This window comes from Burkholderiales bacterium, assembly GCA_036262035.1.
GTDB lineage: Bacteria > Pseudomonadota > Gammaproteobacteria > Burkholderiales > SG8-41 > JAQGMV01.
Genome location: DATAJS010000013.1, coordinates 558,236 through 580,035, shown reverse-complemented (window position 1 = coordinate 580,035; position 21,800 = coordinate 558,236). Strand labels below are relative to the sequence as shown.

Genomic DNA, 21,800 nt, shown 5'->3' with positions numbered 1-21,800 from the left:
CCTTGCGTCTGCGGCACCGAAATGTATCAAGGTAAGCACCTATGACTTCGTCCCCATTCCGGCGGGAGCACGACCTCCTCGGCGAGCGCTCGGTCCCTGCCGCCGCCTATTACGGCGTCCACACCCTGCGCGCGCTCGAGAACTTCGCGATCAGCGACACACCCATTTCCATTTACCCCGATCTCGTGGTCGCGCTCGCCTGCGTGAAGGAAGCGGCGGCGCTCGCCAACTACGAGCTCGGGCTGCTCGACGAGGAGAAAACCAACGCGATCACCCGCGCCTGCGTTGACATCCGGGACGGCATGCTGCTCGACGAGTTCGTGGTCGACGTCATCCAGGGCGGCGCGGGCACCTCGACCAACATGAACGCCAACGAGGTCATCGCCAACCGCGGCCTCGAGATCATGGGCCGCGACAAAGGCGAATACCGGTTCCTGCACCCGGTCGAGCACGTCAACATGAGCCAGAGCACCAACGACGTCTACCCGACCGCGGTGAAAGTCGCATTGGATTTCGGAATACAGCGGCTCGGCGAGGCGATGGCGGAGCTCAGGCACGCGTTCGAGGAAAAAGCGGAAGAGTTCAGGGACGTGCTCAAGCTGGGCCGCACCCAGCTCCAGGACGCGGTGCCGATGACGCTCGGTCAGGAGTTCTCGACCTATGCGGTCATGCTGTCGGAAGACGAGCAGCGCCTGAAGGAGGCGGCGCTGCTCATCCACGAGATCAACATGGGCGCGACCGCGATCGGCACCGGCATCAACGCGCACCCGAAGTACGCGGAGACCGTGACCCGCAAGCTGTCCGAGGTGACCGGGATCGACCTCATCGTCGCCGTGAACCTCGTCGAAGCGACGCAGGACTGCGGCGCGTTCGTGCAGCTCTCGGGCGTGCTCAAGCGCGTCGCGGTAAAGCTGTCCAAGGTCTGCAACGACCTGCGGCTCCTGTCTTCGGGGCCGCGCGCGGGCCTGAACGAGATCAACCTGCCGGCGATGCAAGCGGGCTCGTCGATCATGCCGGGCAAGGTGAACCCGGTGATCCCCGAGGTGGTGAACCAGATCGCGTTCGAGGTGATCGGCAACGACGTGACGGTGAGCTTCGCGGCGGAAGCGGGCCAGCTCCAGCTCAACGCGTTCGAGCCGATCATCGCGCACAGCCTGTTCAAGGATTTGAAGCACCTGCGCGCGGGCTGCCTCACGCTCGCGCAGCGCTGCGTCAAAGGCATCACCGCCAACCAGCAGCACCTGCGGCGCATGGTCGAGAACTCGATCGGCATCGTCACTGCGCTCAACCCCTACATCGGCTACGAGCGCACGAGCGCGGTCGCCAAGGAAGCGCACGAGACCGGCAAGAGCGTCTACGCGCTCGTGCTCGAAAAAGGCTGGATGTCCAAGGAACAGCTCGACGAAGTTCTGCGGCCGGAAGTGCTGACCCAACCGAGGCCGCTCACGCTCCCGCCGGACGCCGCGGCCCCGTAGCGCAGGCGCCTCGCCTGCAGTAAAGGGCGCCGGGATAAGGCAGGCGAGGGCGCCTGCGCTACAGGAAAGCTTCGATTGTTTGCGCGAGCCTCGCCGGTTGATCGTGATGCATCATGTGCCCGCAGTCCTCGAGCTCCGCTTCCTGCAAGTCCCTGAAAGCCGCCTTGCGCTCCGCGTACTGCTCGGGATGGTCCTTGAGCCACGCGCGGATGTGCGAGTCGCGCCCTTCGACGAACAGCGCCGGCGCGGTGATGCGCCGCCAGCACGCGAGCGCTTCCTCGATGCGATAGAGATAGGGGTTCGCGGCCTTGTGCCGCGGATCGCTGCGCAGCTCCACTTTGCCGTCCGTCGTCTCGCGGCCCCAATGGCGCGCGAGGAACTCGGCCTTGTCGTCGGGCAACCGCGGATTGTTGCGCTTCAGGCGCGCGGCTAGCTGTGAAAACGACGCATAGGGCGCGAAGCGCGGTGCTTCGATCTGCGCGTCCATCCAGTCGACGATGCGCTCGGGCGCTCCCGACGGGTCGGTGCGGCGCATCCCCAGGCCTTCGAGCAGGACGAGCTTCGCGACGCGCTGCGGGCGCAGTCCCGCATACGTCCCGGCGATGTTGCTGCCCATGCTGTGGCCGACGAGCAGCACGGGCGAGTCCGGCTGATACAGGGCGAGCAGGGCGTCGAGATCGGCGTAGTAATCGGGGAACCAGTAGCCTTCGCGCGCCCAGTCGGTGAGGCCGAAGCCTCTCCAGTCGGGGGCGATCACGTGCCAGTCGCGCGTCAGGCAGTCGACGAAGAACTGGAACGACGCCGACACGTCCATCCAGCCGTGGAGCAGGAACATCTTCGGCGCCGCAGGATCGCCCCACGTCCGCACGTGATACTGCAGCCCGCGGATCGGATGGTATGCGGAAGTGCTCGGTTTCATGAACGATTCCGTGGCAGGGTCGGGCAAGGCGGCGCATTATGCGCCGAATCATCCGCGTCCCCCAACACCGTGACCTTCGCCGCCCATCGCATTCTCTTCGCGCTGCTCCTCAGTCTGTTCGCGCTGTCGTCGGCGATCGCGCAGACGACGGCGTACACGCAGGGGCTGTTGTGGAAGGTCGAAGGCCGCGGGCGGGAACCGAGCTACGTCTTCGGAACGATCCACATCAGCGATCCGCGCGTGACCGCGCTGCCCGCGCCGGTGAGAAGCGCCTTCGACGCGGCGCGCAGCTTCGCCGTCGAAGTGACGCTCGATCCGGCGACGATGCTGCAGGCGGCGCATCGCACGATCTACACCGACGGCCGCGACCTGAGAACGGTGATCGGCGCGCCGCTCTTCGAGAAAGTGGCGGCGGGCTCGGGCACGCTCGGGCTCCCGCCCGAGCTGCTGAAAGGCTTCAAGCCGTGGGCGATCGGGCTCTTCCTCAGCACGCCGGACGTCGATCCGACGAACGTCCTCGATTTCGTGCTCCAGCGCAACGCCATGGAGCAGAAGAAGGCCCTGCACTCGCTGGAGACGATCGACGAGCAGCTCGACGTGTTCGACAAGCTCTCCGAGCGCGACCAGGTCGCGTTCCTGCGCGCCGCGCTCGAAGCGCGCGAGCGGCTGCCCGCGCTGGTGCAGCGCATGACCACCGCGTACCTCGCGCGCGACCTCGCCGCGCTCACCCGCATCAGCGAGGAAGAACGCGGAGATGCCGAAACGCGGCGCATGACGACCGCGCTCATGCAGCGCCTGCTCTACGACCGCAACGTGCTCATGGCAAAGCGCGCCGAGACGCTGTTCGCCGGCGGCAACGTTTTCGTGGCGGTCGGCGCCTTGCATCTGTACGGCGATCGCGGCGTGCTCGCGGAGCTCGCGCGGCGGGGCTTGCGCGTGTCAAGAGTTTACTGACGGGCGCCGCGCCTGCCGAATTTCGGGCTTCGCGAGCGGTCGCGGAGGCGATTCGAAGTTAAAATTCGCAGCATGACCGGCCCGTCCTTCGTTCACCTCAGACTGCACAGCGAGTACTCCGTCTCCGACGGCATCGTGCGGCTCGACGAAGCGATCGGAGCGGCGGTCGCGGATCGCATGCCCGCGCTCGGCCTGACCGATCTGGCGAACATGTTCGGGCTCGTCAAGTTCTACAAGGACGCCCGCGCCAAAGGCCTCAAGCCCGTCGCCGGCTGCGACGTGTGGATCTCGAACGAAGCCGACCGCGACAAGCCTTTCCGCCTGCTGCTGCTCGCCCAGAACCGCGCCGGCTACCTCAATCTGTGCGACCTCCTGACGCGCGCGTATCGCTCGAACCGCCATCGCGGGCGCGCCGAGCTCCTGAAGAGCTGGTTCGCGGAGCTCGGCACCGACGGCCTGATCGCGCTGTCCGGCGCTCACCACGGCGACGTCGGGCAGGCGCTGCTCGCCGACAACCGCGCCGCGGCGCAGGCGCTCGCCAAGGACTGGGCGACGCTGTTCCCGAACCGCTATTACATGGAGCTCCAGCGGATCGGGCAGGGCGCAATGACGAGCGGCGCGGCGGTGCTGCCGCTCGCGGTGCACGTGCAGCGCGCGGTCGAGCTCGCGGCCGAGCTCGGCCTGCCGCCTGTGGCGACCCACCCGATCCAGTTCGTGAAGCAGGACGACTTCCGCGCCCACGAAGCGCGCGTGTGCATCTCCGAAGGCTACATCCTCGCCGACCAGCGCCGGCCTAAGACCTTTCACCGCGAGCAGTATTTCAAGACGCAGGCCGAGATGGCCGAGCTCTTCGCGGACATCCCGGAAGCGCTCCAGAACAGCGTCGAGATCGCCAAGCGCTGCAACCTCACGCTGACTCTCGGCAAGAGCCAGCTTCCGCTGTTCCCGACGCCGAACAACGTCGGCCTCGACGAGTACCTGAAGACCCGCGCGCTGGAAGGGCTGGAAAAACGCCTCGAAGCGCTGTACCCCGACGCCGCCGAGCGCGACAAGGAGCGGCCGCGCTATCTCCAGCGCCTCGACTTCGAGACCGGCACCATCATCCAGATGGGTTTCCCCGGCTACTTCCTCATCGTCGCGGACTTCATCAACTGGGCGAAGAACAACGGCGTGCCGGTCGGCCCCGGCCGCGGCTCGGGCGCGGGCTCGCTCGTCGCGTACAGCCTCGGCATCACCGACCTCGACCCGCTGCGCTACAACCTGCTGTTCGAGCGCTTCCTGAATCCCGAGCGCGTGTCGATGCCCGACTTCGACATCGACTTCTGCCAGGACGGGCGCGACCGCGTCATCGATTACGTCAAGAGCAAGTATGGCGCGGACAGCGTGTCGCAGATCGCGACCTTCGGCACCATGGCGGCGAAAGCGGTGGTGCGCGACGTCGGCCGCGTGCTCGACCTCGGCTACAACTTCTGCGACCAGCTCGCCAAGCTGATCCCGTTCCAGCCGGGCAAGCACATCACGCTCGCCGACGCGCGCGAGATGGAGCCGCAGCTCAAGGAGCGCGAGAAGAACGAGGAAGAAGTCGCCGAGCTCCTCGCGCTCGCGGACAAGCTCGAAGGCCTGACGCGCAACGTCGGCATGCACGCGGGCGGCGTGCTGATCGCGCCGGGCAAGCTCACCGATTTCTGTCCGCTGTACATCGCCGACGGCAGCGACGCCGCCGTCAGCCAGTACGACAAGGACGACGTCGAGGCGGTCGGCCTGGTGAAGTTCGACTTCCTGGGCCTCACCACGCTCACCATCCTCGACTGGACGCTGCGCTATATCAGGCAGCTCGACGCTTCGTCGGACATCAGGCTCGAGGAGCTGCCGCTCGACGATCGCGAGTCGTACAAGATCTTCTGGACTGCGAACACCAGCGCGGTGTTCCAGTTCGAATCGCGCGGCATGCGCGACATGTTGAAGCGCGCCAAGCCCGACCGTTTCGGCGACATCATCGCGCTGGTCGCGCTGTATCGCCCGGGCCCGATGGACCTGATCCCGTCGTTCTGCGAGCGCAAGCACGGCCGCGAGCGCGTGGTCTATCCCGACCCGCGCGTCGAGCCCATCCTCTCCGAGACCTACGGCATCATGGTCTACCAGGAGCAGGTGATGCAGATGGCGCAGATCATCGGCCGCTACAGCCTCGGCGGCGCCGACCTGCTGCGCCGCGCGATGGGCAAGAAGAAGCCGGAAGAGATGGCGGAGCACCGCCTGATCTTCCGCAAGGGCGCCGCGGAGAACGGGCTCTCCGAAGAGAAGGCCGACGAGCTCTTCGACCTGATGGAGAAGTTCGCGGGCTACGGCTTCAACAAGTCGCACGCCGCGGCGTACGCGCTGGTCGCGTACCACACCGCCTACATGAAAGCGCACCACACCGCGGCCTTCATGGCGGCGAACATGTCGGCGGTCATGGCGGACACCGACAAGGTGCAGGGGCTGGTCGACGACTCGGTCGCCAACGGGGTCAGAATCCTGCCGCCCGACATCAACCTCTCGGGTTACCGCTTCGAGCCGGTGAATCGCGAGGCTATCCGCTACGGCCTCGGCGGCATCAAGGGCAGCGGCGAAGGCGCGATCAACCACATCGTCGAAGAGCGCACCCGGAACGGTCCGTTCAGGGACCTCTTCGATTTCTGCCATCGCGTCGATAAAAGGATCGTGAACCGCCGCACCGTGGAGTCGCTGGTGAAGGCGGGCGCTTTCGACACGCTGAACGACCATCGTGCGAGCCTGATGGCGTCGGTCGGCATCGCGCTGGAGAGCGCGGAGCAGGCGAGCCGCGCCGTCAACCAGGTGAGCCTGTTCGGCGATGCGGAAGAGCCGGGCTCGGCGGTGTCGCTCGTTGCGTGCCCGCGCTGGACCGATCTGGTGAAGCTGCAGAACGAGAAGAGCGCGCTGGGCTATTACCTCTCGGGCCATCCGTTCCAGAGCTACGCGCCGGAGCTTTCGAGCTTCATCAACACGCGGCTCGACAGGCTCCAGCCCGCGAACGGCGTGCTGCTCGCGGGCATCATGAACAGCCTGCGCATCCAGATGACGCGCCGCGGGCGCATGGCGGTGATCCTGCTCGACGACGGACACGCGCGCGTCGAGCTCACCGTCTTCAACGAGCTCTTCGAGCAGCACCGCCACATGCTGAAGGAAGACCAGCTCCTCATCGTCGAAGGCAAGGTCGCGAACGACGAGTTCTCGGGCGGCTTGCGGATTTCGGCGGAGAAGCTCTTCGACCTTTCGACCGCGCGCAACCGCTACGCGCGCGGCATCAGGATCCGCTGCAACGGCGCATCCTCGGGCGCGAAGCTGAAAGAGCTGCTCGGCCCGTACCGCAGCGGCAGCCTGCCGGTCAAGATCGAGTACTACAACAAGGGCGCGAGCTGCGAGATCCTGCTCGGCGACGACTGGAGGATCTCACTCTCCGACGATCTCATCCGCTCGCTCGAAGAGTGGGTGAAGCCGGAGAACGTGCAGATCGTCTACCCGGCCAGCGCGTACGCTCAGTAGCAAATCGAAAGCAGGGAAGAACAAGGACGCCAAGGGAAAACAAAGGACGCGAAGGAAAAGCGTAGTTATTCAAAAAACAGAAGCACGGCCAAAGTGAACGGCAAGGTCGCCAAGCGGTTCTAACGCTGCCCATGGTGGCAATACCATCTCGCCACGCGGCAGCAGCTTTCGGTCCAAAAGCAGGTTCCGATGCCGGTCCAGTTCGGCAGCGCATACTTGCCGATCGCGTACCGCCTCGACATGCTCGTGGCCGGCACAGTGGTGGTCGAGATCAAATGCGTCGAGCGCCTCCACGATCTTCATCGCGCACAACTGCTCAGTTACCTGAAGCTCGGCGGCTTCAGGCTCGGCCTGTTGCTCAATTTCAACACGCTGCACATGCGCAACGGCGTCAAACGCGTCGTCAGCAAGGGATAACCGCCGAAATCGGCCATCTCACGAGGATCCACCCGATACATCGTAACCACGACCGCTGTCAGAGCCGCTTGGCGCCCTTGCCTTCACCTTGGTCTTTGGTTTTTTGAATAGTTGGCTTTTCCTTCGCGTCCTTTCTTTTTCCTTTGCGTCCTTGTTCTTAATCTGCTTTTAAAAATACCGCGGCCGCCGCTTGCCCGACATCTCCTCGACCGCCTGGTCGAACTCGCACAGCAGCGAAACCAGCTCCTCCGCTTCGGTGCATCCGTCGAGATTCTTGATCGCCGCGGTCCCGACCTGGCTCTCGTCCGGCAGGTCCTTCTCGGCGATCCGCTGGCGCGCGGCCGGCACGAACACGCGCGCGAGCCATCCTTCGAACGACATCTCGTTCATGCCGAACGCCGAGTCGACGCGCTCCGGCTCGCCGACCTCGCCTTTGAGGTATCCGAGGTTGCGCAGCTCGGCTTCTATCGCGTCCAGCTTGCGGGTCAGCTCTTCGTAGGTCATGACGGCACGCCTCCTGCAGCCTCGACGGCGACAGTATGGAACACCAGGAGGCGAAATGCTGCGATTGGGCTGGAAAGCAGGCACCGAACAGTACGCGCCCGGCGAGCTGCTCGAGTATGCGGTGGCCGCGGAGAGCGCGGGCTTCGACGTCATCGACGCGAGCGACCATTTTCATCCGTGGGCCGAGGTCGGGCAGGCGTGCTTCGTATGGAGCTGGCTCGGCGCGGCGGCCGCGAAATCGAGCCGCATCACGCTCGGCACCGGCATCACGTGCCCGATCCTGCGCTATCACCCCGCGGTCATCGCGCAGGCGGCGGCGACGATGGCGTGTCTCGCGCCCAAGCGCTTCTATCTCGGCGTAGGGACGGGCGAAGCGCTCAACGAGTACTCCGCGATGGGCGAGTGGCCCGGCTACAACGAGCGCCGCGACCAGCTCGAGGAAGCCATCGAGCTCATGCGCGAGCTGTGGGCGGGCGAAAAGGTCACGCACGAGGGCATGTATTACGAGACGAAGCAGGCGAAGCTCTACACCCTGCCTGACGAGCCGGTGCCCATCTACATCTCCTCGATGGTGCCGAACAGCGCGCACTTCGCCGGCCTGCACGGCGACGGCCTCATCACGGTGGGCGGCGAGGAGCCCGACACGTATCGCGAGCTGCTGAAGAACTTCGAAGCGGGCGCGAAGGAGGCGGGCAGGGATCCGTCGAAGATGCCGAAGATGATCGAGATCGGCGTCGCTTACACCGACGACGAGGAGAAGGCCATCGAGGAAAGGAAGAAGTACTGGGCGGGCACGTTCGTGCCGGCGCAGTTCACCGAGAAGATCTACACGCCGCAGATGTCGGAGCAGAACGGCAAGGTCGTCGGCGCCGACACGGTGAAGAAAGCGGCGTGCATCTCCGGAGATCCCGCGGAGCACGTGAAGTACGCGCGGCAGTACATCGAGCTGGGTTTCGACCACCTGATCTTCCACTCGGCGGGGCCGCACCAGCGTGGCTTCATCGAATCCTACGGACGCGACGTGCTGCCGAAGCTGCGCAAGGCGTAAGGCGTCAGACGCTCTGGATGATCGCCATGATGTTGCCTTCGGAGTCCTTGAACCATGCCGCCTTTGCGCCGCCGCCGGTGAGAATGCCGTTGTCGCCCATGCCGGGCAGGTCGTAGCGCTCGAAGCTCACCCCGCGCGCTTCGAGCTCGGCTTTCTCGCGCTCGACGTCCTCGACCTGCCAGAACGCCTGGCTCGCCTGGGAGGTGCCCGCGTTGGGCGTCGGGTAGAGAAAGCACGCCGTGCCTTTGCCGAACTCGTATACGATGCCGCCGGCGATCTCCTGCGAGGGTTTCAGGCCGACTTTCTCTTCGTAGAACTTGCGCGCGCGGGCGACGTCTTTGGCGGGGATGTACGCGTACATCGCGAATTTCTGGAGCATGACGTCCTTCCTTTACTTCATGGAGTGCAGCCCGATCATGTTGCCTCCGGTGTCGGTCACGTGCGCGATGTCAGGATCGGTGAAACCAGAACTCGATCTCGGAAGTCTCCTGTTCGAACCGCGCCGCGTGCTCTGCGCGTGCCGGAACGTGATACCACTCTCCGGGACCGAAGCGCTTTTCTTCACCGCCGAGGGTGAGGATCAGCTCGCCCTGGGTGATCACGCCGACGTTCTCGGTGTCGTGATGGTGCGCGGCAATCGACGTTCCCGCCGGATAGGACGCGAAGAGCACGTCGCAGCCCTGCGCGGCGAGCTTGTAGGCGTCGAACGGTCCCTCGAACGGGGGAAGCTCACGAAGCAATGGCGGAAAGTGGGCCACGGGGGGGCTCCTTTCAAAGCGATAGGATCATTCGGTAGGCCGCGACGCGAAGCCGTCGAATTCCGCGGGGGCTCGCTCTTCGATCTCGAGGTCGGTCACCTGCGCGCTCGACGGCCCGCGCCGCGTCCACGCGATCAGCCGGTCGACCGATCCCTGGTCGCCCTGGACCAGGGCTTCGACGGTGCCGTCGCTGCGATTTCGCACCCAGCCGCTGACGCCGAGCCGCACGGCCTCGGCGCGCATGTGGAAGCGGAAGCCGACGCCCTGCACGCGGCCTCGCACGACGAGATGGCGTGCGATCATGCGTTTCTCCATGCGACGCGCGCGATCCAGTTCCTGGCGCGCCGCGCGAGTCTCGAGTCTTCACCTTCCCCGTCGAAGCTCGCCGGCGCGAGTCGCAGCTTCGCGCGGTCGACGTTCTCGAACGTGTTCACGTTCACCACGGCATAGAGCCTGTCTTCGATGCGGCTCGTCACCACCGGCACCACGCCGCAGCGCGTGCAGACGTGAAACTCGGCGGTGCGGGTGCCGAACTGGTAGTTGGACACCAGCGACCGATCTTTCGCCGTGATCTCGAGCGATCCGGCCGGATTGGACGTCCACACCCCGCCGTGCTTCACGCAGAACGAGCACGAGCACGCGCGCGCGGGGATCTCGACGGGGTCCGGATCCCACGTGAGCGAGAACGCGATGTTGCCGCAATGGCAGCGGCCGCAGATCAGCATAGGTCGATCACTTTACCTGGCGCGGCGGCTCATTCCGCGACCGCGATCACCGACGATCCAGCAACGACATAGACGCGATCGCCTTGTTCAGGCTCGATGCCGGCCATACCGGTGAACGGCCCGAAAGCGGGCAGTATCGCGTAGTCGCTGCCGAAGAAAAAGCAGGGCAACCGCACGAGCTCGCGGCCGCGGCCGGCGAGGCGTACCGACGGATGCACGTGGCCAGCGATCGCATAGTGGTCGGGCACCGTCTGCGGCATGTGGCAGAGCGCGAGGCCGTCGAGCAGCCACGGCTCGTCGACGCATTCGACGTCCCATTCGCGCGGCGGATCGCCCGCGCGCTTGTCGTGGTTGCCGCGCACCAGCGTGACCTCCAGGGCCGCGTGCCTCTCGCGCCAGCGCGTGAACGCGCGTGCGGTCGCGTCGCGCGCGACCTTGTTGTGGAGCATGTCGCCGAGGAAGACGAGGCGCGTCGCGGTGAATGCGTCGATCAGCTCCGACAGCTTCCGCAGGTTCTCGTCGGTGGTGCCCGCCGGCACTGCAACGCCTTCGCGCCTGAACGCCGCGGCTTTGCCGAGGTGGGCGTCGGCGATGAGGAGCGTCTGCTCGCGAGGCCAGTAGGCAGCACGCTCGGGGAGTAGCCAGAGGGATTCGCCGGCGGCTGTAGTTTCGAAAGCGCCGTGCGGAATTTGTCGGGTCATCGAACGAAACCCACCCCCACACTAACCCTCCCCCTGAGGGGGAGGGGATTGTTTACGTGGTTTGCTGTCGGGTTTCTGCATCGCGAGCTGCAGCCGCTCCACGCGCGTCGCGAGCTTTTCGGTCGAAAGCTTGTTGCGCATCTGCTCGGCGACGAGCGGGAGCGCGAGCGGCGTCATGCGCGAGGGCCTGACGAGCACGATGCGGCGCCTTTCGAGATCGACCAGCGTCGCTTCGAGCCGCGCGAGCTCGAGCTCGCGGTCGAGCACTTCGCGCTTCGCCTGTGCGAGCAGGAGATTGTCGGGATCGTGCCGCGCATAGACGTCGTAGAGCAGGCCGCTCGTGATCTGGAGCTGCTTCGCGCTGCGGCTGTCGCCGGGATAGCCCTGGAACACCAGCCCGGTGATGCGCGCGATCTCGCGGAAGTGGCGGCGCGCGAGCTCGGCGGCGTTGATGCTCGACAGGAGATCGTCCATCGCACGCTCGCGCGCGAACAGCGCTTTCAGCAGCACTTCGTCGATCCCGTAAGCGGTCGGCGACAGCAGCTCGAAGCCGTAATCGTTGAACGCCATGCTGAAGGTGAGCGGGAAGCGCTGTCCGAGGCGCCATGCGGCGAGCGCGGCGAGACCCGAATGCACGTGGCGCCCGGCGTACGGAAAGACGCACAGGTGCACGCCTTCGCGCGTCTCGTGCAGCTCGACCAGGAGCTCGTCGGGCGCCGGCACATGCGACCGGCGGCGCTGCATCTCGATCAGCGGCTTCACCGCCTGCACTTCGGGCGAGTCGTCGGGCCGCTGCAGCTCGTCCTGTATGCGCTTCGACAGCTCCCCCGACAGCGAGAGCTTGCCGCCGAGCCACCGCGGCACGATGGACGATCCGCTGCCGGCGCGCTTCACCCACGCGTTCATGTCGCGCATGCGAACGAGCTCGACGGCCTTGCCGCCGATGGTGAAGACGTCGCCCGGCGAGAGCTTGGCGAGGAAGCTCTCCTCGACGCTCCCGATCCTGTCGCCGCGCATGAACTGCACGTTGACCACCGCGTCGGAGACGATCGTGCCGATCTGCACGCAATGCCGGCGCGCGAGCTTGGGGTTGGTTACCCGGTAGACGCCGTCCTCGTCACGCTCGATGCGGCGGTATTCGGGATACGCCGCGAGCACGCCGCCGCCGCTCGCGAAATCGATCGTCCAGCGCCATTCGTCGCGTGTGAGCTCGCGGTAGGCGTGGGTCGTGCGCACTTCGTCGTACAGCGCGCCTTCGCTGAAGCCTTCGCCGACCGCGAGCGTGACGACGTGCTGGATGAGCACGTCGAGCGGCGCGCGCAGCGGCCTGCGCGCTTCGATCGCGCCCGCGCGCGCCGCGGCTCGCGCCGCCGCGGCTTCGACGAGCTCGAGCGCGTGCGTCGGCACGCACGTGATCCGGCTCGCGGCGCCGGGCCGATGGCCGGAGCGCCCCGCGCGCTGGAGCAGCCGCGCCACGCTCTTGGGGCTGCCGATCTGGATCACGCGGTCGACCGGTGAGAAATCCACACCGAGGTCGAGACTCGACGTGCACACCGCGGCTTTCAGCGTTCCGTTGCGCAGGCCGTCTTCCACCCAGCGCCTGACCGAGAGATCGAGCGAGCCGTGATGCAGCCCGATCAGGCCTGCCCAGTCGGGCCGGTGATCGAGCAGCGCGCGATACCAGAGCTCGGCCTGCGAGCGCACGTTGGTGAAGACGAGCGTCGCGTTGCTCTTGTCGATCTCCGCGGCGACCTCCGCGACCGAGCGGATGCCGAGATGGCCCGCCCATGGGAAGCGCATCACGTCGGCCGGGATGAGCGAATCGACGACGATCTCTTTCGGCTCGGTGCCCGACACCGTCGCACCAAAGCCTTGCGGAACGAGCACCTCGCGCGCCTGATCGAGGTTGCCCAGCGTCGCGGACAGGCCCCATACGCGCAAGTGCGGCGCCACCCGCCGCAATCGCGCGAGCGCGAGCTCGACCTGCACCCCGCGCTTGCTGCCGATGAGCTCGTGCCATTCGTCGACCACGACCAGCGTGAGCGCGCCGAACGTTTTCTCCTGGTCCTTGCGCGACAGCAGCAGCGACAGCGATTCGGGTGTCGTCACCATCGCATGCAGGCCCGCGCGGTCCTGCCGCGCGCGGGCGGCGCTCGGCGTGTCGCCGGTGCGCAATCCGATACGCCAGGCAAGACCGAGCTCCGACAGCGGCTCGGCCAGCGCCTTGAACGTGTCGGCGGCGAGCGCGCGCATCGGCGTGACCCACAGCACTTGCAACCGGGGTCTGACCCCGGTTTTATCGGGGTCAGACCCCGGTTTTGCGTCGAGCGCCTCCATCACCGGCCCCAGCCACGCCGCGAGGGTCTTGCCGGTGCCGGTGGAGGCGTGCACGAGCCCGCTCTCGCCCGCGAGGTAACGCGACCACACCTCGCGCTGGAACGCGAACGGCTCGATGCCCCGCCGCGCGAACCACGCTTCGACGCGCTCGATCGCGCGGCCCCGATGCATGGGCAGCGCCGTGGATTCGATCGTGGTGGGCGGCCCCTCGTCCTCTTTCGGCGGCTCGCGGCGCAACTGTTTGCGCAGCCGCCGCGCGGCCTCGGCGACGAGCCTGCGCTCTTCGGGCTTCATGCCGATGCCTCCAGCAGCGCGCGCACGCTGGCGAGGGTGTCGGCTTCCTCGGGTTTCTTGTCGCGGCGCAGCCTCGCGATGCGCGGGAAGCGCACCGCGATGCCCGACTTGTGCCGCGTCGATTTCTGGATCGCTTCGAACGCGAGCTCGCAGACGAGGCGCGGCTCGACGTGGCGCACCGGCCCGAATTTCTCGACGGTGTGCTCGCGGACGAAACGGTCGACTTCGCGGATCTCTTCGTCGGTGAGTCCCGAATACGCCTTGGCGAACGGCACGAGCGCGCCGTCGTCCCACACGCCGAAGGTGTAATCGGTGTAGAGGCTCGCGCGGCGGCCGTGGCCGCGCTGCGCGTAGATGATCACCGCGTCGACGGTGTACGGCTCGATCTTCCACTTCCACCACGCGCCGCGCACGCGGCCGACGCCGTAGGCCGAATCGCGGCGCTTGACCATCATCCCTTCGACGCCGAGCTCGCGGCTCGTCGCGCGCAGCGCCTTCAGCTCTTCCCACTCGGCCGCTCGCACGATCGGCGAGACGCGCAGCGCGGACGAGATGCTCTCGCGCCGGAGCAGCGCTTCGAGCTGCTCGCGGCGTTCGGCGAGCGGCTCCATGCGGATGTCGCGGCCGTCGAGCTCCAACAGGTCGTACGCGACGAGCGAGGCGGGCGTGTCTTTCAATAACGCCTTGCCGGGCGCTTTGCGGCCCAGCCTCTTCTGGAGCGCGTTGAACGGCGCCGCGCGGTCGCCCTCCCACACCACGATCTCGCCGTCGATCACCGTGCCTTCAGGCAGCGTGGAGCCTGCAGCGACGAGATCGGGAAAAGTTTCGTTGATCAGCTCGTCGCCGCGCGACCAGACGTATACCGCGCCGCCGCGGCGGATGATCTGCGCGCGTATGCCGTCCCATTTCCACTCGACCTGCCATTGCGCGAGATCGCCGAGCGCGTGCTCCGGATCGCCTTCGAGCGCGTGCGCGAGAAAGAGCGGATAGGGCCGGCTCGCGACACCCTGTTCGCCTTCGGTGGAGATCAGCGAGAGATAGCTGTCGCGAGTCGGCTGCCATTTGCCGGCGAGCCGGTGCGCGACGATGCTCGCGTCGACGCCCGACAGCGCCGAAACCGCGCGCACCACGCTGCGTGCGGACACGCCGATGCGGAACTCGCCGGTGATGAGCTTGTTCCACACCAGCCGCGCGACCCCGTCGAGCTCGCGCCACGCCTGCGTCAGCGCGCCGACGCGCTCTTCGTCGGCCGCGCCGGCGAGGGGCAGCAGGCGCCGCTCGACCCACACGTGCAGCGGAATATCGGACGGTGTGTCCGCGGGGGGCAGCACGTGCGCGACCGTCTCCGCGAGATCGCCCACCGCTTCGTAGCACTCGTCCATCAGCCACGGCGGCAATCGGGCGATCGAGCCTGCGAGCTCGTACAGCCGGCGCGACGGCACGACCTGCCGCGGCTTGTTGCCGGTGAGGAAGTACACCGCCCACGCGGCGTCTTCGGGCGCGGCGTCGCGGAAGTAGCGCTCGAGCGCCGCGAGCTTGCCCAACGTCGAGTTGGTGCTGTCGAGCTCGGCGTAGAGCTGCGCGAAACGCTTCATCGTCGTCCCCGCGAAGGCGGGGACCCATTTTGACTTTCGTCCAAAATGGATTCCCGATCGTTTCGGCTATCGCCGGTCGGGAATGACGAATCCTCGCTGCCTTCTTCGCCCGCGTATTCGGTCTTCAGCGCCTGCGCATCGAGGCCGTGCTCGCACAGCCATCGCACCAGCGGGTCGCTGTAACCGTGCGTGACGTAGACGTGCTGCGCGCCCGTCGCCGCAATGGCGGATAAAAGGCTCGGCCAGTCCGCGTGATCGGACAGCGCGAATCCGCGATCGACCGCCTTGCGCCGGCGCACCCCCCGGATCTGCATCCAGCCCGAAGCGAAACCGTCGGCGAGATCGCCGAAGCGCCGCATCCACGGCGTGCCCTGCGCCGACGGCGGCGCGACGATGAGGGCGCGCGAGTAGTCGTGCCCTTTCGGCAGCTCCGCGACCCGCTGTGTCGGGGGCAGCGCGACGCCCGACGCGCGATACGCTTCGTTCAGCGCTTCCACCGCGCCGTGCGTGTAGATCGGGCCGATCGACGCGTCGACGCTCGACAGCAGCCGCTGCGCCTTGCCGAGCGCGTACGCGTACACGACGCTCGCCCGATCGACCGCCTGGTTCGCGCGCCACCACGCGTCGACTTCCGCGAAGACGTCACGCGGATCGCGCCAGCGGTAGATCGGCAGTCCGAACGTCGACTCGGTGATGAAGGTATCGCAGCGGACCGGCTCGAACGGCGCGCACGTCGGATCGGGCTGGAGCTTGTAGTCGCCCGATACCACCCACACCTCGCCGCGGTGCTCGAGCCTCACCTGCGCCGAGCCGAGCACGTGTCCGGCGGGATGCAGCGAGACGCGCACGCCGTTGATGTCCAGCGGCTCGCCATATTCGATCGTCTGCAGCGCAGCTTCGGGCAGGCGCCTTCTCAGCACCTGCTCGCTCGCGCGCGAGGCGAGATAGTGCTCGTGCCCCCAGCTCGCGTGGTCGCCGTGGCCGTGCGTGATCACCGCGCGCGAGACCGGGCGCCAGGGATCGATGTGGAAGTCGCCGGCTTCGCAGTAGAGGCCGGCGGGTGTGGAGATGACGAGCGGCATGGGGCTTCAGCAGCCCCTTGCGATCAGCGTGCCACTTTCTCGATGACGATGAGCGGCTCGCGGGCGCGCAGCGGCAGGCGCACTTCGAACTGCGCCCCGAGGCCGGGGCCGTCGCTCGAGGCGCTGATCGAGCCGCCGTGCTGCTGGACGAGGCGCTGGACCAGCGCGAGGCCGATGCCCAGGCCGTCGCGCCCGGAATGAGGCTCGTGCACGCGTGCGAAAAGCTCGAACACGCGCTCGAGCTTCTCAGGCGCGATGCCGATGCCGTTGTCGCGGACGGCGATCACCGCGTTGCCGCCGTCCTCGTGCAGCGCGAGCGAGATGTAGCCGTCGGCATCGGTGTACTTCACCGCGTTGCTGAGCAGGTTGCCGACGATCTGGGTTACGCGCGCGAAATCGGCGTCGACGTGGATCGCGTTCGCCGGCAGCGCGACGCTCATGCGGTGGTTGCGCTCCTTCACGAGCGGGTCGACGACCTGCAAGGCCTGGTCGATCGCGCGGCGCAGGTCGAAGCGCTCGATGCGCAGCTCGAACTCGCCGCGGCCGATGCGCGCGAGATCGAGGAGATCGTCGACCAGTCGACCGAGCTGCCGGCTCTGGCGGTCGAGCACCTCGAGCGATTTGGCGACCGCGGGATGGCTCGAATCGACCAGCTTGCGCACGACCTCGAGCGAGTTGCGGATCGGCGCGAGCGGATTGCGCAGCTCGTGGCCGAGGATCGCGAGAAACTCGTCCTTGCGGCGCGACAGCTCTTCGAGCGCGGCGGCGCGCTCGGCGTCGTTCGTGCGCTGCTGCGCGTCGCGATGCTCGATGTAGCGGCCGATGCTCGCGTCGACGGCGTCGTCGATGAAGATGCCGACGGCCATCGCCTCGCGGTAGAGGAGCGGGCGCTTGAGCGCGTCTTCCAGGTAATCGAGCAGCGCCACCCGCAGGAGCTGGTAATCCCGGATCAGCTCGGACAACGACCAGCCGTGTTCCCAGCGTTGCTCGCCGTGCGCCTTCGCTTCGCGCCGCGGGGTGGACGTCGGCGGGCCGGACTGTTCCAGCGCGCGTCCGACCGACTCGATGAACTCGGGCAGCGCGTCGCGCAGCGCCGCGTAGTGGACGCGAGGCGCCCCGGGATGCTGGGTCTCGGCCAGCTTGATCCAGCGATCGACGATCAGCGAAGAGTCGCGTTTGAGCACGGCGCCGATTTCCCTGTGGGGCTCGGCGCGCAGCGCGTAAGGAGCGAGATCCATCTTTTCCGGTGGAGAGAGACGAACGCCTCGGAGGGCCGCGCAGTATAACCCGGCCGTGGGGTCAGACCCCAGCTTTATCGGGGTCTGACGCCGGCTTCATCGAGGGTCGGACCCCGGATCCCGTCACCAGCGCCGCGCGCGCCAGCGCATCGGCGAGGTCGACCGCCAGGTTCTGCCGGCCGAGGCGCTCGCTGAAACCCGAGCGGTCGAAGAGCGAGCGCGGCTGCTCGTTGGCCTCGGCGATGAGGAGCGTCTTGCCGTTCTTCTCGAGCTTGCGGTGCAGCGCTTCCAGGATCTCGAGTCCGGTCGTGTCGACGTTGATGAGCTTGTGCATATCGAGCACCACCACGCGCGTCGGATGCTCGGGCCCCGCGAGCGCGATCAGCGGCTCGATCTTGGTCGCGGCGCCGAAAAAGAGCGAGCCGTAGAGCCCGTACGCCTCGACGCCGGCGGGCGTCTCGACGCTCAGCTCCTGGAGGCCGGTGAGCTGAGACACGCGCGTGATGAAGAAGACCGCCGCGAGCACCATGCCGACCTCGACCGCGACGGTGAGGTCGAGCACGACGGTGAGCACGAAAGTCGTCAGCAGGATCGCGCGATAGTTGAGCGTGTAGCGCCTGAGATCCTTGAGGTCGTGCCATTCGCCCATGTTCCACGCGACGACGACCAGGATCGCCGAGAGCGTCGCCAGGGGCACGTATTTCGCGATCGGCGCGGCGACGAGCACCACGACGAGCAAGGTAGCCGCGTGGATCATGCCGGCCACCGGCGTGCGACCGCCCATGAGCACGTTGGTGCTCGTGCGTGCGATCGCTCCGGTCGCGCAGAAGCCGCCGAACACCGGCACCGCGAAATTGGCGATGCCCTGCGCCATCAGCTCCTGGTTGGGATCGTGCCGATCGTCGATCATCGCGTCGGAGACGCGCGCGGAGAGCAGCGACTCGATCGCGCCCAGCAGCGCGATCGTGAAAGCGGGAAAGACGAGATAGCGCAGCGTGGCGAGGTCCATGTCCGGCCACACGAGCGCAGGCAGCGTCGAAGGCATCTCGCCGAAGCGCGAGCCGATGGTCTCCACGCGCAGGTCGAGCGCGGCGGCTGCAACGGTGCCGAGGACCAGCGCGATGATCGGGCTCGGAATCGTGCGCCACTTCCTGGGCCACGCGAGGATGACGACGAGGCAGCCGACCGCGAGCAGCACGTTCTGCACGTTCACCGTCGGCGCGGCCTGCCACAGCATCGCGATCTTGCCGAAGAAATCCGCCGGCAGCGCTTCGGTTTTCAGTCCAAAGAACTCCTTCACCTGCGAGAGCAGGATCAGCACCGCGATGCCCTTGGTGAAACCGGTGACGACCGACACCGGGATGAAGCGTATCCAGGTGCCGATCTGGAAGAACCCCATGAGGAAGAGCATCGCGCCGGCCATCATGGTGCAGAGGAGGAGGTTGGCCACGCCGTACTGCGCGACGATGCCGTAGACGATGACGATGAAGGCGCCGGTCGGCCCGCCGATCTGCACGCGCGAGCCGCCGAGCGCCGATATGAGAAACCCGGCGACGATCGCAGTGTAGATACCCGACTGCGGTGTCATGCCGGAGGCGATCGCGAATGCGATCGCGAGCGGCAGCGCCAGCACCCCGACCGTGATGCCGGCGGCGAGGTCGGTCGCGAATTGCGCGCGCGTGTAGCCCGCGACGGCGTCGACGAGGCGCGGGCGAAAGCGGGCGATGCCGAAGCGGCCCGCGGTGCGGCGGCGGTCTTTCATGGAGGCGCGTAGGGATTTTGGGGCGATTCTAACAGAATTGCCATTCGACGCACATAGTATTAACATACGATTAACATAGCACCGCAACCGCACCCATGGAATCGAAGACCGCACGCCTGACCATCCTGATCGATCCGAACAAGAAAGAGGCTTTCGACGCGCTCTGCGCGGCGCAGGACCTCACGCCTTCGCAGGTCGTGCGGCAGCTCATCCGCGAATACCTCCAGCAGAACGGCGTGACCTGGACCCCAGCCGGCCCCGCCGCGAAGCCGACGCGCAAGTAGGAGACTCGCGCCGCGCGCCGGCCTGCGGTGCGTTACCCTACCGTGACGCATTCAGGAGGAGCGCATGAAGAAGAACGGCTGGGGTCTGATCGGCACCGGCAGGATCGCGGAAGAGCGCGTGCTGCCGGGGATCAACGCGTTTTCGGGCAACGCGCTGGTCGGCGTGGTGAGCCGCGATGCCGGCCGGGCGTCGGACTTCGCGAAGCGCTTCGGGGCGAAGCACGCCTACACGAGCTTCGACGAGCTCCTCGCGAACCCGGAAGTGACCGTCGTCGCCATCCACACACCGAACTCGCAGCACGCCGAGCAGGCGATCGCCGCGGCGCGCGCGGGCAAGCACGTGTTCTGCGACAAGCCGATGGCGACGACCGTCGCAGACGCCAGACGCATGATCGAGGCGTGCTCGTCCGCGGAGGTCAAGCTCGGGATCAACTTTCACAACCGCTTCATGCCGGGTTTCGTCGACGCCAAACGCATCATCGACAGCGGGGAGATCGGCGAAGTGCAGATGGTGCAGATCGAGGCGAGCCCCGGCGCCAAGGGCGGCAGCCGCGCCAACACCTGGCGCACCGATGCGGACCTCGCAGGACTCGGGACGACGATGAGCATCGGGGTGCACATCTTCGACATCCTGCGCTACCTGCTGTCCTCCGAGATCGAGACCGTCTCGTCGTTCTTCGATACGCCTCGCAACGTCATGGAGACGACCAACCTCTCCACGTTCCGTTTCGCCAACGGTGTCCTGGCGCAGGTGAGCATCCACGAGACCACGCCGTTCCCGCACAACGATTTCGTGATCTATGCCGGCAAAGGGCGCATCATCGGCCGCGGCATGACGCGAAGCCGCGCCGGCGGGCAGATGCACATCACTGCCGCCGACGGCAAGACGCGCGTGCAGGAATATCCCGCGATCAACGCCCACGAAGCGTGCGTGATCGACTTCAGCAAGGCGATATTGGAAGGCCGCGATCCCGGCGCTACCGGCTACGACGGGTTGAAGAGCGTCGAGCTCACGGTGGCGATGGCGGAGTCGGCGTGGAATGGAAAGCAGGTGAAGCTGAAGTGACGGATGAGGCGGTGACGGGTGAAGCGGTGACGAAAAATCGGTGACGTGAAACGGTGGCGGGGAACTCATGAGAAAAATTGTTTTTGGGCCGGTCATTGCGCCGGCGGCGTGGGCCATCGGCGAATCGCTGCTGCCGGAAGGCTTCTCGATCGAGATCCTGTCGAAGGACGAGAAGAAGCGCGCGGAGCAGTGGAAAGACGCGGAGTTCTACATGGGCTTTCGCGGCGGGTTGATGGAAGCGGACTACGAGCGCATGGGCAAGCTCAAGCTCATGCAGTTCCTGTCCGCGGGTTACGACGGCGTGCAGCTCGACACGCTGCGCGAGCTCGGCATCTCGCTGGCCAACAACGGCGGCGCGAACTCGTACGCGGTCGCCGAGCACGCGATCCTGCTCATGCTCGCTGTTTCGCGGCAGCTTCCCGACCTCGACCGTCTCGTGAAGAGCGGCAAGTGGAAGTCGAACCGCTTCGGCGAGGAGGAAGAGCACGAGATCGCCGGCAAGACGATCGGCATCATCGGCCTGGGATTCATCGGCAAGACGCTTGCGCGCAGGCTCGCCGGCTTCGAAGTGAAGCTGCTCTACGCGGACCCCGTCCGTCCGACGCCCGAAGACGAAGCGAAGCTCAACGTGCGCCACGTCGACCACGACACGCTCTTCCGCGAGTCGGACATCGTCACGCTGCACGCCCCGTTCGACGCGACCACGCACCACATGGTGAACGAGCGCACGCTCGGTCTCATGAAGAAGGACGCGATCCTCATCAACTGTGCGCGCGGCGAACTCGTCGACGAAGCGGCGCTCTACAGCGCGCTGAAAGGCGGGAAGATCTGGGCCGCCGGTCTCGACACCTACGACCCCGAGCCGCCCAAGCCCGACAATCCTCTGTTCACGCTGCCCAACGTCGTGCTCACGCCGCACGCCGCGGGACCCACGTGGGAGAGCTGGCCCAAGCGCTTCGGCAACAGCTACGCCAACGTGCAGCGCGTCGCGCGCGGAGAAGCGCCGCTGTGGGTGGTGCCCGAGCTCCGCAAGTAGCGATGTGACCGTCATCCCCGCGCAGGCGGGGATCCATTCTATGGAATTCAAGATGGATTCCC

The 21,800-nt window shown here is 66.7% G+C and carries 19 protein-coding genes and 1 pseudogene; 8 read left to right on the top strand and 12 right to left on the bottom strand.

Annotated elements, in window-relative coordinates; translation table 11 throughout:
- Positions 1–41 precede the first annotated feature (41 nt).
- A complete protein-coding gene (gene aspA, locus VHP37_18275; protein HEX2828306.1) occupies positions 42–1,475 on the top strand; it encodes an aspartate ammonia-lyase in 1,434 nt (477 codons plus the stop codon).
- A 58-nt stretch (positions 1,476–1,533) separates the two neighbouring features.
- On the opposite strand, the gene VHP37_18270 is transcribed toward aspA, so the two are convergent.
- The gene (locus VHP37_18270; protein ID HEX2828305.1) at positions 1,534–2,394 is read right to left on the bottom strand and encodes an alpha/beta hydrolase; all 861 of its coding nucleotides are present in this window, start codon (positions 2,392–2,394) and stop codon (positions 1,534–1,536) included.
- 69 nt (positions 2,395–2,463) lie between these two features.
- Between VHP37_18270 and VHP37_18265 the strand changes: the two genes are divergently transcribed.
- The 3 genes and pseudogenes from VHP37_18265 (at position 2,464) to VHP37_18255 (ending at position 7,308) form a co-directional block, all read left to right on the top strand.
- Entirely contained in the window at positions 2,464–3,348 is an 885-nt protein-coding gene (locus tag VHP37_18265) for a TraB/GumN family protein (GenBank protein ID HEX2828304.1), read from the top strand.
- A 72-nt stretch (positions 3,349–3,420) separates the two neighbouring features.
- Positions 3,421–6,891 (top strand): DNA polymerase III subunit alpha, encoded by a 3,471-nt coding sequence (dnaE, locus tag VHP37_18260; protein HEX2828303.1) that lies wholly within the window; start codon positions 3,421–3,423, stop codon positions 6,889–6,891.
- Positions 6,892–7,056: 165 nt separating this feature from the next.
- A pseudogene (locus VHP37_18255) lies at positions 7,057–7,308 on the top strand (GxxExxY protein).
- A gap of 168 nt (positions 7,309–7,476) precedes the next feature.
- On the opposite strand, the gene VHP37_18250 reads toward VHP37_18255, so the two are convergent.
- Positions 7,477–7,812, bottom strand: coding sequence for a YqcC family protein (locus tag VHP37_18250; GenBank protein HEX2828302.1), 336 nt, complete (start codon positions 7,810–7,812; stop codon positions 7,477–7,479).
- Between the two features lie 55 nt (positions 7,813–7,867).
- On the opposite strand from VHP37_18250, the gene VHP37_18245 reads away from it, so the two are divergent.
- Complete coding sequence (locus tag VHP37_18245) at positions 7,868–8,860, top strand: TIGR03557 family F420-dependent LLM class oxidoreductase (GenBank protein HEX2828301.1); 993 nt, start codon at positions 7,868–7,870, stop codon at positions 8,858–8,860.
- A gap of 4 nt (positions 8,861–8,864) precedes the next feature.
- Here VHP37_18245 and VHP37_18240 read toward each other — a convergent pair whose 3' ends face one another.
- The 10 genes from VHP37_18240 to VHP37_18195 all read right to left on the bottom strand — a co-directional run bounded on the left by VHP37_18240 (position 8,865) and on the right by VHP37_18195 (position 19,352).
- On the bottom strand, positions 8,865–9,239 hold the full coding sequence (locus VHP37_18240) for a VOC family protein (GenBank protein HEX2828300.1): 375 nt from the start codon (positions 9,237–9,239) through the stop codon (positions 8,865–8,867).
- 70 nt (positions 9,240–9,309) lie between these two features.
- A complete protein-coding gene (locus VHP37_18235; protein HEX2828299.1) occupies positions 9,310–9,618 on the bottom strand; it encodes a cupin domain-containing protein in 309 nt (102 codons plus the stop codon).
- A gap of 27 nt (positions 9,619–9,645) precedes the next feature.
- Positions 9,646–9,921 carry an acylphosphatase gene (locus VHP37_18230; protein ID HEX2828298.1) on the bottom strand — a complete coding sequence of 92 codons (276 nt, stop codon included), beginning with the start codon at positions 9,919–9,921 and terminating at the stop codon, positions 9,646–9,648.
- A complete protein-coding gene (locus VHP37_18225; GenBank protein ID HEX2828297.1) occupies positions 9,918–10,343 on the bottom strand; it encodes a hypothetical protein in 426 nt (141 codons plus the stop codon). Before VHP37_18225 ends, VHP37_18230 begins: the two co-directional genes overlap by 4 nt.
- Before the next feature lie 29 nt (positions 10,344–10,372).
- Positions 10,373–11,044, bottom strand: coding sequence for a ligase-associated DNA damage response endonuclease PdeM (pdeM, locus tag VHP37_18220; protein HEX2828296.1), 672 nt, complete (start codon positions 11,042–11,044; stop codon positions 10,373–10,375).
- 21 nt (positions 11,045–11,065) lie between these two features.
- Positions 11,066–13,675: a ligase-associated DNA damage response DEXH box helicase gene (locus VHP37_18215; protein ID HEX2828295.1), complete on the bottom strand. Its 2,610-nt coding sequence runs from the start codon at positions 13,673–13,675 to the stop codon at positions 11,066–11,068.
- Complete coding sequence (locus tag VHP37_18210; GenBank protein HEX2828294.1) at positions 13,672–15,270, bottom strand: ATP-dependent DNA ligase; 1,599 nt, start codon at positions 15,268–15,270, stop codon at positions 13,672–13,674. The genes VHP37_18215 and VHP37_18210 overlap by 4 nt, the downstream gene beginning before the upstream one ends.
- Complete coding sequence (locus tag VHP37_18205; protein ID HEX2828293.1) at positions 15,267–16,352, bottom strand: ligase-associated DNA damage response exonuclease; 1,086 nt, start codon at positions 16,350–16,352, stop codon at positions 15,267–15,269. Before VHP37_18205 ends, VHP37_18210 begins: the two co-directional genes overlap by 4 nt.
- A 23-nt stretch (positions 16,353–16,375) precedes the next feature.
- A complete protein-coding gene (locus VHP37_18200; GenBank protein ID HEX2828292.1) occupies positions 16,376–17,590 on the bottom strand; it encodes a HAMP domain-containing sensor histidine kinase in 1,215 nt (404 codons plus the stop codon).
- A 61-nt stretch (positions 17,591–17,651) separates the two neighbouring features.
- On the bottom strand, positions 17,652–19,352 hold the full coding sequence (locus VHP37_18195) for a SulP family inorganic anion transporter (protein HEX2828291.1): 1,701 nt from the start codon (positions 19,350–19,352) through the stop codon (positions 17,652–17,654).
- A gap of 95 nt (positions 19,353–19,447) precedes the next feature.
- Here VHP37_18195 and VHP37_18190 point away from each other — a divergent pair, with 95 nt between their 5' ends.
- The 3 genes from VHP37_18190 to VHP37_18180 all read left to right on the top strand — a co-directional run bounded on the left by VHP37_18190 (position 19,448) and on the right by VHP37_18180 (position 21,738).
- Positions 19,448–19,636 (top strand): ribbon-helix-helix protein, CopG family, encoded by a 189-nt coding sequence (locus VHP37_18190; GenBank protein HEX2828290.1) that lies wholly within the window; start codon positions 19,448–19,450, stop codon positions 19,634–19,636.
- A gap of 64 nt (positions 19,637–19,700) precedes the next feature.
- Positions 19,701–20,702, top strand: a complete 1,002-nt coding sequence (locus VHP37_18185; GenBank protein ID HEX2828289.1) for a Gfo/Idh/MocA family oxidoreductase — start codon at positions 19,701–19,703, stop codon at positions 20,700–20,702.
- Between the two features lie 67 nt (positions 20,703–20,769).
- Positions 20,770–21,738, top strand: a complete 969-nt coding sequence (locus VHP37_18180) for an NAD(P)-dependent oxidoreductase (protein HEX2828288.1) — start codon at positions 20,770–20,772, stop codon at positions 21,736–21,738.
- Positions 21,739–21,800 lie beyond the last annotated feature (62 nt).

What these genes read in the sequence shown, in the direction of transcription:
- aspA (HEX2828306.1), top strand. Translation starts at nt 42, where the DNA reads ATGACTTCGTCCCCATTCCGGCGGGAGCACGACCTCCTCGGCGAGCGC.
- VHP37_18270 (HEX2828305.1), bottom strand. Translation starts at nt 2,394, where the DNA reads ATGAAACCGAGCACTTCCGCATACCATCCGATCCGCGGGCTGCAGTAT.
- dnaE (HEX2828303.1), top strand. Translation starts at nt 3,421, where the DNA reads ATGACCGGCCCGTCCTTCGTTCACCTCAGACTGCACAGCGAGTACTCC.
- VHP37_18250 (HEX2828302.1), bottom strand. Translation starts at nt 7,812, where the DNA reads ATGACCTACGAAGAGCTGACCCGCAAGCTGGACGCGATAGAAGCCGAG.
- VHP37_18245 (HEX2828301.1), top strand. Translation starts at nt 7,868, where the DNA reads ATGCTGCGATTGGGCTGGAAAGCAGGCACCGAACAGTACGCGCCCGGC.
- VHP37_18240 (HEX2828300.1), bottom strand. Translation starts at nt 9,239, where the DNA reads ATGCTCCAGAAATTCGCGATGTACGCGTACATCCCCGCCAAAGACGTC.
- VHP37_18230 (HEX2828298.1), bottom strand. Translation starts at nt 9,921, where the DNA reads ATGATCGCACGCCATCTCGTCGTGCGAGGCCGCGTGCAGGGCGTCGGC.
- VHP37_18225 (HEX2828297.1), bottom strand. Translation starts at nt 10,343, where the DNA reads ATGCTGATCTGCGGCCGCTGCCATTGCGGCAACATCGCGTTCTCGCTC.
- pdeM (HEX2828296.1), bottom strand. Translation starts at nt 11,044, where the DNA reads ATGACCCGACAAATTCCGCACGGCGCTTTCGAAACTACAGCCGCCGGC.
- VHP37_18215 (HEX2828295.1), bottom strand. Translation starts at nt 13,675, where the DNA reads ATGAAGCCCGAAGAGCGCAGGCTCGTCGCCGAGGCCGCGCGGCGGCTG.
- VHP37_18210 (HEX2828294.1), bottom strand. Translation starts at nt 15,270, where the DNA reads ATGAAGCGTTTCGCGCAGCTCTACGCCGAGCTCGACAGCACCAACTCG.
- VHP37_18205 (HEX2828293.1), bottom strand. Translation starts at nt 16,352, where the DNA reads ATGCCGCTCGTCATCTCCACACCCGCCGGCCTCTACTGCGAAGCCGGC.
- VHP37_18200 (HEX2828292.1), bottom strand. Translation starts at nt 17,590, where the DNA reads ATGGATCTCGCTCCTTACGCGCTGCGCGCCGAGCCCCACAGGGAAATC.
- VHP37_18195 (HEX2828291.1), bottom strand. Translation starts at nt 19,352, where the DNA reads ATGAAAGACCGCCGCCGCACCGCGGGCCGCTTCGGCATCGCCCGCTTT.
- VHP37_18190 (HEX2828290.1), top strand. Translation starts at nt 19,448, where the DNA reads ATGGAATCGAAGACCGCACGCCTGACCATCCTGATCGATCCGAACAAG.
- VHP37_18185 (HEX2828289.1), top strand. Translation starts at nt 19,701, where the DNA reads ATGAAGAAGAACGGCTGGGGTCTGATCGGCACCGGCAGGATCGCGGAA.
- VHP37_18180 (HEX2828288.1), top strand. Translation starts at nt 20,770, where the DNA reads ATGAGAAAAATTGTTTTTGGGCCGGTCATTGCGCCGGCGGCGTGGGCC.